Here is a 12,453-nt window from a genome sequence, read left to right on the forward strand (position 1 = left end):
CGGCTCCGGCGGTCGGGAGTTTGCTGTCACCGCGGCCCGCGTGGATGCGTCAGAGCGATCGGACGGCAGTGCGACCGATTTTAGGGCAACGCCGCAGACTCAGCGAATCCTCAGTGAACGCCGGGTATCAGCCGCATTCACCTTTGGCGGCGCTGGTCGCGGCCATGATCACGCCGGCCTGCTGACCCGCGGTGAGCTCGGTCCAGGGGGTGTTGAAGTTACCGGGATCACGTGTTTCCGGCCGCTGCATGAGGTTCAGGTACGGCTCGACGAGCGTCGCCGGGTCGGCGTGCTGAGCGTCCATCCACAGCTTCGCGGCGTGGCAGGCCTGGCCGAACTCGGACTCGGTCGCCGCCGGCGGGGCGTCGACGGCGGTCGTCACGCCGCTCGGCGAGACGGCGGCGCCGCCGGGTGCCGGGTGTTCGTGCGACTGCGTGGGGAGCTCGGCGGGAGTGTGGTCGGGGGCCGCTTTCTTGTCCGGACCACAGGCTGTCAGGAACGTCAGTGCGGTGGTCGTGAGCAGCGCTGCCCGGATGACGTTGATCTGCATGCTTGCCAATCTAGATGCGTCGGCATTCAGGATCACCCTGACGCTAACCCTTTCCGGCAGGCCGTGCGGTCGTCACGATGGGGAACATGGCAGTGCAGAACGTGCAGAACGCGACATGTTGTCGGGCTTGAGCCCGGCCTTGTGAGGGCGCCAAGCCCACCGTTCGTTTCTGCATTGGAGTTCCGTCATGTCTGTCCTGACAGATTTTTCTGTTTCCGGTCCCACTTCCCTGGCCCCGACCCGCTTGCGGCTACCCGACCTGCTGCATGCCACCGATCGGTGCGCTGACGACGTGCTGAGCGGCCGCTACGACCGGCTGCTGCCGGCCGACGGCCTGCCCCTCCACGAACGCTGGTTCCGCCGGTTGTACGGCGACGACGAACTCGACCTCTGGCTGATCAGCTGGGTCCCCGAGCGCAGCACCGAGTTGCACGACCACGGCGGATCGCTCGGCGCGCTGACCGTGGTGTCCGGGGCGCTCGAGGAAACCCGGTGGGACGGTCGCGGGCTGCGGCAGCGCACGCTCGAGGCGGGTGACCAGGCCGCGTTCCCGCTGGGCTGGGTGCACGACGTGGTGCGGGCGGGTAGCAAAGACACCGCGGGAGTGTCGCCGGCCCCGCCCACCCTGAGCGTGCACGCCTACTCGCCGCCGCTGACCGCGATGTCGTACTACGACGTCACCGAGAGCCAGAAGCTGCGCCGCGTCTACACCGAACTGACCGACAAGCCCGAGGGGGACGGATGAGCGTGGCGAGCGAAGCGACGGGAAGCGTGGCCGAGCCGGGCGAAACGACGGGCAACCAGATAAGCCGGGTCGACGCCATGCTGAACGCGGCCCGCGAGCGGCTGGTCCGGCTGTCCGCCGCCGAAATCCCCGCCGCGCTGAACCGGGGCGCCATCCTGGTGGACATCAGGCCGGCCGCGCAGCGCGCCATCGAGGGCGAGTTCCCCGGCGCGCTCGTCGTCGAACGCAATGTCCTGGAATGGCGCTGCGACCCGACCAGTGACGCGCGCCTGCCGCAGGCGACAGGCGTCGACGTCGAGTGGGTGGTGCTGTGCTCGCAGGGCTACACCTCGAGCTTGGCCGCCGCGGCGCTTCAGGACCTGGGGCTGTACCGGGCCACCGACGTCGTCGGTGGCTACCGTGCGCTGGTCGATGAGGGACTGCTGGGCGGGACCGCCGCCTCGGTCCTGCTACGTGCCGGCGCTTGGGTGTAGCAGCGGACGCAACCGCTCCGTCTTCTCCGGGGTCCACCCCGGCGGCTGCAGCACGTCGGCCCAGGCGTTCGCGACATCACGGATGTAGACGTGGCCATGCCCGTCCGGCACATCGACCGCGACGGCCATGTCGGCCGACACCTGCAGGAACGTCACGACGGGAATCCACTCCATCCGCGGTGACACGTCCCGGCCGCGCGGTTCATCCAGCCAGTCGGGCCGGGCGAACAGCAGGTCGGGATTCCACCAGGCGATCGGGTCGGACGCGTGCTGCAGATACACCACCCGTGGGTGGTCCCACGGCGCGTTGGCCGGACGGTTCAAATCCTCAGGGCGAGAACCGAACCGGGCATTGCGGCCATCGTCGTAGATCGGCAGCTTTTCCAGGGACCCGGCATCGCGGTACCGGGTCAGCTCGGTCCAGATCGGATTGTTGAACGTCGGCCCGGAGAACAACGCGCCGTTCGTGCGGGCCACCAGGTTGTTCAGTGCCTGGAACGGCGCCTCACCGCCGAATGAACCGAGGCTCTCGCCGAACACGACCAGCTTCGGGCGCTTGCCCTCGGGCATCTGCCGGATCAGCGCGTCGACCTCTTCGAAGAGGTCCTGGCCGGCTTCCTGGGCGTTCGCCTTGTCGACGAGGAACGAGATCCAGCTGGGCAGGAACGAATACTGCATCGACACGATCGCGGTGTTGCCGTTGTACATGTACTCCAGCGACGCGGCTTCGGCTTCGTTGATCCAGCCGGTGCCGGTCGTGGTGGCGACGGCGACGACGGCGCGCTCGAGTCCACCGGTGCGCTTGAGTTCCTGCGCGGCCAGCTTGGCCGTCGCCCGGATGCCGTCCGCCGAATGCAGGCCCGCGTAGGTGCGGATGGGCTCGATTGCCTTGCTGCCGTTGAACTTCGACAGTTCCTCGACGCTCGGTCCGTTGGCTACGAAGATGCGGCCCTGGCGGCCCAGCGAGGACCAGCTGGCCAGTGAGCCGGGCCCGCCGGACCGCAAAGGTGTTGTCGGAGGCGGGTTGTCGGGGTCGTCCTCATCGTTGGCCGAGGCGAAGGTGTTGTTGATCCACGACATCGCGTAGTTGCCCACGACGCCGTTGAACACTTCCACCGATACGGCGACGACCAGCAGTACGGCCACCACGCCGGATACCCGCGGCGGTGCCACCCGCTCCAGTTGCCGCATCAGGAAACGCACCAATTTGCGGATCAGCTGGCCGATCTCGACGAAGCCGAACAGGAAGACGATCGAATACACCGCCGTGAGTGGGTGATCCCAGAACTTCATCCGGGGCACGCCCATCATGTCGCGGACCTCGTCCTGCCAGACGTGGAACCAGATGATCGCCAGCACCTGGCCGATGACGCCGATCCCGATCAGGACCAGCCACGCCCAGCGGGGTGCCTTGGGGCTGCTGTCCTTCGAGCGCATGTAGCGCACCAGCCAGACGCCGAGCACCCCGAGGCCGTAGCCGCACGCGCCGGCGGCGCCGCTGACGATGCCCTGGAAGAGCGGCCCGCGCGGCAACAGCGACGGGGTCATCGAGAGCCAGATGAAGGTCAGGCCGACGGCGGTGCCGAAGAACGTGTAGCGGCGAACCCACCAATCCGAGGGCGGCTCTTCCAGTTTCGCGACGAGTGACTCCTCGCCCGACGGCTCGGCTACCGCGACAGCGGCGCCGTCGTCGTCGGCGGGATCAGGCGGTGGTGCGGTGTCGGCCACCGATCGACTTTACCGATGCGTGAAGTTCGGCGCGCGCTTCTCGGTGAACGCCGCCATGCCCTCGGTCTGGTCGTCGGTGGCGAAGGCCGAGTGGAACAGTCGGCGCTCGTAGAGCAGGCCCTCGGCGAGAGTGCTCTCGAACGCGCGGTTGACGGCCTCCTTTGCCATCCGCGATGCGGAAAGCGACATGCCGGCAATGGTTTTGGCGACGGCGTTGGCCTCTTCGAGCAGCTTGTCGGCCGGTACCACGCGCGACACGAGGCCGCAGCGTTCGGCTTCCTCGGCGTCCATGTTGCGGCCGGTGAGGATCAGGTCCATCGCCTTGGCCTTGCCCACGGCGCGCGTCAGACGCTGGCTGCCGCCCATGCCGGGGAGCACACCCAGCTTGATCTCGGGCTGGCCGAATTTGGCGGTGTCGGCGGCGATCAGCAGGTCGCACATCATGGCCAGCTCACAACCGCCGCCGAGCGCGTAGCCGGCGACGGCGGCGATGGTGGGGGTGCGGGTCGCGGCGAACTTGTTCCACAGCGCGAAGAAGTCCTGCGAGAACACGTCGGCGAACGTCAGGCTCGCCATCTCCTTGATGTCGGCGCCCGCGGCGAAGGCCTTCTCGCTGCCGGTGATGATGATGGCGCCGATGCCCGGGTCGGCGTCGAGTTCGGCTGCGGCCGTGGTGACTTCGGCCATCACCTGGCTGTTGAGGGCGTTGAGCGCCTTGGGCCGGTTCAGGGTGATGGTGGCGACGCGGTCGTCGCGGGTGACCAGGATGGTTTCGAAAGTCATCAGGGAATCCTAGAAGGTGAGGTCGGGGTCGGCGGAGACGAAGTAGGCGTCGACGTCGGCTGCGGTGCAGTCCGAGAGGTTGGCCGGGGACCACTGCGGGTTGCGGTCCTTGTCGACGAGCTGGGCGCGGATGCCCTCCACGAAATCGTGAGACTTGTGCGATGCCATCGAGACTCGGAATTCCTGTACGAGGGCGTCCTCGAGGGTGGGCAGCTTCGCGGCGCGGCGCACGGCTTCCAGGGTCACCGTCAGCGCGATGGGGGACCGGGTGACGATCAGGTCGGCCGCGGCGTTGGCGGGTGCGGCGTCGCTGTTCCGCAGGTTCTCTACAATCTCCGCGACGGTGTCGGCCGCGTAGCACTCGTCGATCCAATGCTGTTGCGCCAGAAGCTCACTGGCCGGCGGCTCGACGGCGTACTTCTTGAGCGCCGCGTCGGGCCCATCGCTGATGACCAGGTCGCGGAAGGCGGGCAGGTCGGCCTGCGGGACGAAATGGTCGGCGAAGCCCAGGGCGATGGCGTCCGCGCCGGAGAACGGGGCACCGGTGAGCGCGGCGTGCAGGCCGATCAGGCCGGGCGCGCGGGACAGCAGGTAGGTGCCGCCGACGTCGGGGATGAAGCCGATGCCGACCTCGGGCATGCCCAGCTTGGTCTTCTCCGTGACGACGCGGATGTTGCCGTGCGCTCCTACCCCGACGCCGCCGCCCATCACGATGCCGTCCATCAACGAGATGTACGGCTTGGGGTAGCGGCCGATGTGGGCGTTGAGCAGGTACTCGTCGTGCCAGAACGTCCTGGCGTTGTCGTCCTGCGCCTTGGCGGAGTGGTAGAGCGCGACGACGTCGCCGCCCGCGCACAGGCCGCGCTCGCCGGCGCCGGTCAGCAGGACCGCGCGCACGCTGTCGTCGTGCTCCCACGCGGTGAGCGCCTCGGCCAGGCCCGTGACCATCACCTGGTTGAGCGAATTGATGGCCTTCGGACGGTTCAGCGTGACGACGCCGACGCCGTTCTCGACATTTACTAGGATATCCTCGTTTTCCGCCACGGTAAGCAATCTAGATCGTCGCGCAACCGCTGCGCCGACCAGGTACCGTTTCACAGTAAGTTCCCAGTTTCTCCGTCTCGCCGGGAACCAACACCCGAAGCCGTACGTTGAGTGGGTGTTCGTCAGCAGACGGACCACAGCTTCAGGAGAGGAACCCGACGGTGCGCGAGAGCAGCAACCCGATATTTCGTTCCCTGCCCAAGTCGCAGGGCGGATACGCGCAATTCGGTAGTGGCGCCGCCGCTTATGGTGCCCAGCAGACCATGGCCCAGCCATACACTCAGTACCCGCAGCAGCAGGCCGGGTTCTCCCGCCCGCTGACCATCGACGACGTCGTCACCAAGACCGGCATCACGCTGGCGGTGCTGACGGTCAGTGCGGTCGTTTCGTACTTCGTGATCATGTCGAACCTGGCGCTGGCCGGGCCCATCGCCATGATCGGCGCCATCGGCGGTCTGGTGATGGTCCTCATCGCCACGTTCGGCCGCAAGCAGGACAACCCGGGCATCGTCCTCACCTACGCGGTGCTCGAGGGCATGTTCCTCGGCGCCTTCTCGTTCGTGATGGCCAACTTCGCGGTGCAGGGCATCAGCGCCGGCGCCCTGATCAGCCAAGCCGTTCTCGGCACCTTCGGGGTGTTCTTCGGCATGCTCGTCGTCTACAAGACGGGCGCCATCCGCGTCACCCCGAAGTTCACCCGCATGATCGTCGCCGGCATGTTCGGCGTCCTCGCACTGATGCTGGGCAACTTCATCATCGGCCTGTTCAACGGCGGTGCCGGCATGGGCCTGCGCAACGGCGGCACCCTCGCGATCATCTTCTCGCTGGTGTGCATCGCGTTGGCGGCGTTCAGCTTCCTGCTGGACTTCGACGCTGCCGACCAGATGATCCGCGCCGGTGCGCCGGAGAAGGCGGCGTGGGGCGTCGCGCTCGGCCTGACCGTCACCCTGGTCTGGCTGTACGTGGAAATCCTGCGACTGCTGAGTTACTTCAACAACGACTAGCTCCGTTGACAGAGAAGGGGCGTCCGCTTCGGCGGGCGCCCCTTCTTCGTGTCGTGCTGTGTCGTGCTCAGACTGCGCGCGGCTTGACGCGGCCGGCAGCTTCGGCGGCGTTGCGCCGTGCGGTGTCGATGTCCTCGGCCCGCGCCAGGGCCACGCCCATCCGGCGGGTGCGGAAGCTCTCCGGTTTGCCGAACAGCCGAATATCGGTGCCCGGCACCTGCAGGGCCTCGTCGACGCCGTCGAAGACGATGCCCTGGGCCTCGACACCGCCATAGATCACCGCGCTGGCGCCCGGGCTCTTGAGCGACGTGTCCACCGGCAGACCGAGGATCGCGCGGGCATGGAGCTCAAACTCGTTCTGCCACTGCGTGATCATCGTCGTCATGCCGGTGTCGTGCGGCCGCGGGCTCACTTCGCTGAACCACACCTGGTCGCCCTTGACGAACAACTCGACGCCGAAAACGCCCCGCCCGCCAAGGTTTTCGGTGACCTTGTGCGCGATCTCCTGGGCGTTGGCCAGGGCGGCGGCCGACATCGGGTGCGGCTGCCAGCTCTCCACGTAATCGCCGGAGACCTGACGGTGCCCGATCGGCTCGCAGAACTGGGTGACGACGGCACCTTCCGCGTCGTTGGCCCGGACGGTCAGCAGCGTGATCTCGTAATCGAAGTCGACGAAGCCCTCGACGATGATGCGGGTGTTGGTCACGCGCGCGCCGCCCATGGCGTAGTCCCACGCCTTCGCGACGTCGTCCGGGCCGTCGAGCTTGCTCTGGCCCTTGCCGGAACTGCTCATCACGGGCTTCACGACGCAGGGGTAGCCGATGCCGCCGTCGATGGCGGCTCGGAGTTCCTCGAGCGAATCGCAGAACTTGTAGGGGCTCGTCGGCACGCCGAGTTCCTCGGCGGCCAGGCGCCGGATGCCCTCGCGGTCCATGGTCAGGCGGGCGGCCCGTGCGGTGGGGATCACCCGCACGACACCGGCCTCCTCGAGTTCCTGCAGCGCGGGCGTGGCGATGGCCTCGATCTCCGGCACCACGAGGTCCGGCTTCTCGGCCTCGATCAGCGCCTTGAGCTGGTCGGGATCGGTCATCGTTATCGTCCGCGCGTGGTGGGCCACCTGCTGGCCCGGCGCGTTCTCGTAGCGGTCGACGGCAATGGTCTCGACGCCCAAGCGCTGTAACGCGATCAGCACTTCGCGACCGAGTTCGCCGGAGCCGAGCAGCATTACCTTGGTCGCGTTCGGCGACAGTGGGGTTCCGATGGTGGTCATCGGGGGCAGAGTCTATGGGGTCGGGTCCGATTTGGGTTGCGCAAGGTCGGCGCGGTCGTGGTCCGCTGGCCCGTTGATCCTGTACTGAGGGCGTAGGTTTCTCGCGCTTTTGCGCCGTGGTTTCAGAGTCAAGGTGCTGATCGCGCATCGACGCATTGATCCTGTACCGATGGCGCGGGCTACTCGCACGAATGCGCCGCGGATACAGACTCAACGTGAGTTATCCACAGTTCGCAGTTGATCCACACTCCACGGCGGTGGCGGCGCTATCGAGACATTTCTGTCAGCGGGGCGGCAGACGGTTGCGTCGTGACCACCGAATCGGACCCATTCATCGGTAGCGAGGCGCTCGAAGGTCGATCGCTCACCCGCTACGAGCTGCGCCGCTACTACCGGGCGATACTGCCGAACATCTACGTGGACAAGCGAATTGACCCGTCGCTCTACCAGCGAACGCAGGCCGCGTGGCTGTGGTCTGGGCGCGAGGCCACCATTGCCGGGTATGCCGCGGCCGCCCTTCACGGGGCGAAGTGGGTGCCTGATGACGCACCGATAGAACTCATCCACGCCAATACCAGGCCGCCCAGGAACGTCATCGCCCGTGATGACCTGCTCTTCGACGACGAGAGCCAGTTGCTCGGCGGATTGCCTGTGACGACGCCGCACCGTACGGCATTCGACCTCGGTCGACGCGGGTCGCTCGTTGACGCGGTTGCCCGACTCGACGCTCTCGGTGCCGCCACCGGATTCAACGTCGACGCAGTGCATGAGGTGGCGGGGCGCCACCGGCACGCGCGAGGTTTGCGCCAACTGGAGCAGGCTCTGGGTCTCTACGACCCGGGCGCCCAGTCCCCGCAAGAATCCTGGCTTCGACAATTGCTTATCGCGGAAGGCTTTCCACGACCGCAGACTCAGATCCCGGTGCCCGGCCCCGATGGCCGTGCCAAGTACTTCCTCGACATGGGGTGGGAAGACATGATGCTCGCTGTCGAGTACGACGGCGAGCAGCATGCGGGCCAGATCGGCTACGACATCGTGCGCAGCGAGTACATCGCCGGCGTGGGGTGGACGGTGGTCAGAGTGGCCGCCGGACATCGCCGGGCGGAGATCATCGCGTGGGTGAATCGGGCCTGGGCGCGGGCACTCTATCGACGAAATCCCGCGGTGTTTCTGCCTTCGCGGACTTGAGTTGAGCCGTGGGCTCAGGGTCAACGCGAGCCAACCCCAAAAACACGTTGACCCTGTACGTGGGGCGCATGTCACTCGAACAAATGCGCCCTGAGTACAGGGTCAACGCGAGGCGGCGGGACGCCGCTCCAGAGACTGGTCCAGAGACTTACGAAAGCCGCTCGATGATCATGGCCATACCCTGGCCACCACCGACACACATGGTCTCGATGCCGAACTGCTTGTCGTGGGTCTGCAGGTTGTTGATCAGCGTCGCGGTGATGCGGGCGCCGGTCATGCCGAACGGGTGGCCGAGGGCGATGGCGCCACCGGAGACGTTCAGGCGGTCCTCGTCCATGCCCAGGGCACGAGCCGAGCCCAGCACCTGCACGGCGAAGGCCTCGTTGATCTCGTAGAGGTCGACGTCGTTGATGGCCATGTTGGCGCGGCCGAGGGCCTGCTTGACGGCCTCGATCGGGCCCAGGCCCATGATCTCCGGCGACAGACCCGACACACCGGTCGAGACGATGCGCGCCAGCGGGGTCAGGCCGAGGGCCTTGGCCTTCTCGTCGCTCATGATCACGAGGGCGGCGGCGCCGTCGTTCAGCGGGCAGGCGTTACCGGCGGTGATGGTGCCGTTCGGGCGGAACACCGGCTGCAGCTGGCTGATCTTCTCGTAGGTGGTGCCGGCACGCGGGCCGTCATCCTTGGAGACGACGGTGCCGTCGGGCAGCGTGACCGGGACGATCTCGCGCTCGAAGAAGCCGGCGTTGATGGCTTCCTCGGCCTTGTTCTGCGAACGGACGCCCCAGTGGTCCTGGTCCTCACGGCTGATGCCGGTGTGCAGGACGACGTTCTCGGCGGTCTGGCCCATGGCGATGTAGACGTCGGGCAGGACGCCGTCTTCGCGCGGGTCGTGCCACTCGGTGGCGCCTTCGGCCTGCTTGACGGTGCGGGCCTGGGCCTCGTCGAAGATCGAGTTCTTGCTGTTCGGGGCGCCGTCGGCAGCACCGACGCCGAAGCGGGACACGGTCTCGACACCGGCCGAGATGAACACGTCGCCCTCGCCGGCCTTGATCGCGTGGAACGCCATGCGGGTGGTCTGCAGCGACGACGAGCAGTAGCGGTTGACGGTGGTGCCCGGCATGAAGTCGTAGCCGAGCTCGACGGCCACGGCGCGGCCGATGTTGTAGGCAGCCTCACCGCCGGGCTGTCCGCAGCCGATCATCAGGTCGGCGACATCACGCGGGTCGAGTGCGGGCACCTTGTCCAGCGCGGCGCGCACCATCTGGGCGGCGAGGTCGTCGGGCCGCATGGTGGCCAGCGAGCCCTTGACGGCACGGCCGATGGGGGAGCGGGCGGTGGAGACGATGACGGCTTCGGGCATGGCAGGAGCTCCTAAGGATCCAGGAAATACTTCCTGGCGAATTTATCCCGTGACGGGAGCGACGATCGGCGCGGGTACGCCTGTCGTGCGCCGCCACAGGTGCGCCACGCCTGCCAGGCGGGCCAGCAGGCTCGTCACGTCCGCGGTCCGGGAGACCAGCGCGGATGCCGGCGGCGACTCAGTTGTCCACTCGCCCAACGCTTCACACAAGGCGGGTAGCAGCTGCTGGGCGGCCAGCGAGTATCCGGCGGCCGATGGATGGAACATGTCCGAGGAGAACAGCACCTCGGGCGCCTTGAGGAAATCGGGTGCCAGCAGGTCGGAGAACGGCACCGGCACGCCGCCGTTCGACCGGACCTGACCGGCTTGTGCGCGCGCCAGGCGCAGACCGCGGCTGCGGGCCACGAACCGTAGCGGCTGGGGGATGGCCGCGATGGCCCCGAAGTCCGGACAGGTGCCGACGACCACGACGGCACCGCTGGCGCACAGGCGCTGGACCGCGTTGCCGAGCCGCCGAGCCGACTGCCCGATGCCGTTGACGGCGGTGATGTCGTTGGCCCCGATCATGATGACCGCGGCGTCCGGGGGTGGGCCGGCGACGAACATGGCGTCGATCTGGCCGGACAGGCCTTTCGACGTCGCCCCGACGATCGCCTTGGTGGACAACCGGATTCGCTTGTCGGACTGCTGCGCGAGCCCGCGGGCGAGCAGGACGCCGGGCACCTCGTCGGCGTCTCGGCAGCCGTACCCGGTGGCGGTGGAGTCACCGAAGATCATCAGGTGCAGGTCGAACGGCACGCCGCGTTGCCACTTTTCGGCGGGTCCGCCCCCGGGGCTGTAGACGCCGTCGGCGCGCGGCGGGACCTCCCATGACTTGGGGATGACCCGGCGCGCCTTGGCCGCTTGGCCGCTCAGGAGGTTGCGGGCCCCGACGTAGACCGATCCCGTCGAGGCAATGGTGGCTGCGGTCGCCAGAGCGATTGTCGTCCGGCGCGGTGCACGTATGCCCACGGCGTTCAGTCTAGGTCGGTTGCGGAGATTCGCAGGTCGATGAACCGCGGGCAGCCCGGTCACGTAGTCATATCGACTGGGGCATTAATTCGGCGACTTTGATTGTTGATCTATGCAGCAGTGGCAAGCTAAGTTACGCGGGTTGTCTATTAAGTGACGTAAATAACGAAGTGCACCGGAACTACAAAGGCGTAGGAGTGGTGGCGATGACCGCACCGAGCAGGGTTGTCAGAACCCATAGTGTTGCTATAAGTCCTGTTAAGGGGCGGAAACCACGCCGCTACCCGGTCAGCGACGGCGCACCGGTAGAGATCGTCGAGGACGGTCCCAGCCTCGCCGGCCGCCTGATGTCGGTAGCCGCGACACTTGCCATCAAGTCAACTCTGACCATCGGCAGCTACGTCCCGAAGGCCCCCTGGCCGTGGGGGATGGTGGACTTCGTCGCTCGCGTCATGAGGCCTGAGCCGGGCACCGTCCGCGCCACGATTGGTTTGCCGAACTGTACGGCGCACCTGGTCCGCGCCAAGGGCGTGCTGCCGGCCGACGGCCGTCGCAGCGTCATCCTCTACATGCACGGCGGGGCATTTCTGACCTGTGGCGTGCACACCCACGGCCGCGTCGTCGGCGCGTTGTCGAAGTACGCCGACGCCCCCGTTCTGGTCGTCGACTACCGGATGATCCCGAAGCACTCGATCGGCGAGGCCCTTGAGGACTGCCACGACGCCTACCGGTGGCTGCGTCTGAAGGGCTACGAGCCGGATCAGATCGTGCTGGCCGGGGATTCGGCCGGTGGTTACCTGTCGCTGGCGCTGGCCGAGAAGCTCCAGGAGGAAGGCGAGCTGCCGGCCGCGGTGACGACGATGTCGCCGCTGTTCGAGATCGACAACGAGAGCCGGGCGCAGCACCCGAACATGAAGTCCGACGCGATGTTCCCGGCGCACGCCTTCGATGCGCTCATCGAACTCATCGAGGACGCCGCGTCGCGCCACATCGTCGACGGAAAGCCCGAAGAGGTGTACGAGCCGCTCGACCACATCGAGCCCGGCCTGCCGCGCACCCTGATCCATGTGTCCGGTTCCGAGGTGCTGCTCAACGACGCCCGCAAGGCCGCGCACATGCTGGCCGCCAGCGGTGTGCCGGTCGAGGTGCACGTCTGGCCCGGCCAGATGCACGTGTTCCAGCTCGCGGCCCCGCTGGTCAAGGAAGCCGACCGCTCGCTGAAGCAGATCGGCGAGTACATCCGCGAGGCAACCTGGTAATCCCGCATGCGCGACCCGGGTGCGGCCTGACA

The 12,453-nt window shown here is 67.2% G+C and carries 12 protein-coding genes; 5 read left to right on the forward strand and 7 right to left on the reverse strand.

The features are described 5' to 3' along the window. Positions 1 to 127: 127 nt before the first annotated feature. On the reverse strand, positions 128 to 550 hold the full coding sequence (locus tag H289_RS0102485) for a lipoprotein LpqV (protein ID WP_020099175.1): 423 nt from the start codon (positions 548 to 550) through the stop codon (positions 128 to 130). 187 nt (positions 551 to 737) lie between these two features. Between H289_RS0102485 and H289_RS0102490 the strand changes: the two genes are divergently transcribed. Both H289_RS0102490 and H289_RS29520 read left to right on the forward strand, forming a co-directional pair. Next, entirely contained in the window at positions 738 to 1,295 is a 558-nt protein-coding gene (locus tag H289_RS0102490; RefSeq protein ID WP_029104710.1) for a cysteine dioxygenase, read from the forward strand. Positions 1,296 to 1,372: 77 nt separating this feature from the next. Continuing rightward, positions 1,373 to 1,768 (forward strand): rhodanese-like domain-containing protein, encoded by a 396-nt coding sequence (locus H289_RS29520; RefSeq protein WP_081633294.1) that lies wholly within the window; start codon positions 1,373 to 1,375, stop codon positions 1,766 to 1,768. Here H289_RS29520 and H289_RS0102500 read toward each other — a convergent pair. From H289_RS0102500 to H289_RS0102510, 3 genes are all read right to left on the reverse strand, one after another. Next, entirely contained in the window at positions 1,745 to 3,400 is a 1,656-nt protein-coding gene (locus H289_RS0102500) for an alpha/beta hydrolase (RefSeq protein ID WP_051128378.1), read from the reverse strand. The genes H289_RS29520 and H289_RS0102500 overlap by 24 nt on opposite strands. 105 nt (positions 3,401 to 3,505) lie before the next feature. Then, complete coding sequence (locus H289_RS0102505; protein ID WP_020099179.1) at positions 3,506 to 4,279, reverse strand: enoyl-CoA hydratase; 774 nt, start codon at positions 4,277 to 4,279, stop codon at positions 3,506 to 3,508. A gap of 9 nt (positions 4,280 to 4,288) precedes the next feature. Then, the gene (locus H289_RS0102510) at positions 4,289 to 5,323 is read right to left on the reverse strand and encodes an enoyl-CoA hydratase/isomerase family protein (protein ID WP_020099180.1); all 1,035 of its coding nucleotides are present in this window, start codon (positions 5,321 to 5,323) and stop codon (positions 4,289 to 4,291) included. Between the two features lie 161 nt (positions 5,324 to 5,484). Here H289_RS0102510 and H289_RS0102515 point away from each other — a divergent pair, with 161 nt between their 5' ends. Next, positions 5,485 to 6,327 carry a Bax inhibitor-1/YccA family protein gene (locus H289_RS0102515; protein ID WP_036419946.1) on the forward strand — a complete coding sequence of 281 codons (843 nt, stop codon included), beginning with the start codon at positions 5,485 to 5,487 and terminating at the stop codon, positions 6,325 to 6,327. Between the two features lie 67 nt (positions 6,328 to 6,394). Here the strand turns inward: H289_RS0102515 and purT are convergent, their stop codons facing one another. Beyond that, a complete protein-coding gene (purT, locus tag H289_RS0102520) occupies positions 6,395 to 7,597 on the reverse strand; it encodes a formate-dependent phosphoribosylglycinamide formyltransferase (protein ID WP_020099182.1) in 1,203 nt (400 codons plus the stop codon). Positions 7,598 to 7,906: 309 nt separating this feature from the next. Between purT and H289_RS0102525 the strand changes: the two genes are divergently transcribed. Further along, a complete protein-coding gene (locus tag H289_RS0102525; RefSeq protein WP_020099183.1) occupies positions 7,907 to 8,785 on the forward strand; it encodes an endonuclease domain-containing protein in 879 nt (292 codons plus the stop codon). A 148-nt stretch (positions 8,786 to 8,933) separates the two neighbouring features. On the opposite strand, the gene H289_RS0102530 is transcribed toward H289_RS0102525, so the two are convergent. Together H289_RS0102530 and H289_RS0102535 are read right to left on the reverse strand one after the other, a co-directional pair. Next, positions 8,934 to 10,151 (reverse strand): acetyl-CoA C-acetyltransferase, encoded by a 1,218-nt coding sequence (locus H289_RS0102530; protein ID WP_020099184.1) that lies wholly within the window; start codon positions 10,149 to 10,151, stop codon positions 8,934 to 8,936. A 42-nt stretch (positions 10,152 to 10,193) separates the two neighbouring features. Further along, positions 10,194 to 11,162 carry an SGNH/GDSL hydrolase family protein gene (locus H289_RS0102535; RefSeq protein ID WP_020099185.1) on the reverse strand — a complete coding sequence of 323 codons (969 nt, stop codon included), beginning with the start codon at positions 11,160 to 11,162 and terminating at the stop codon, positions 10,194 to 10,196. 206 nt (positions 11,163 to 11,368) lie between these two features. Between H289_RS0102535 and H289_RS0102540 the strand changes: the two genes are divergently transcribed. Next, positions 11,369 to 12,421, forward strand: a complete 1,053-nt coding sequence (locus tag H289_RS0102540) for an alpha/beta hydrolase fold domain-containing protein (protein WP_029104712.1) — start codon at positions 11,369 to 11,371, stop codon at positions 12,419 to 12,421. Positions 12,422 to 12,453: the final 32 nt, after the last annotated feature.

The organism is Mycobacterium sp. 360MFTsu5.1, from assembly GCF_000383495.1.
Taxonomy (GTDB): Bacteria; Actinomycetota; Actinomycetes; order Mycobacteriales; family Mycobacteriaceae; genus Mycobacterium; species Mycobacterium mucogenicum_B.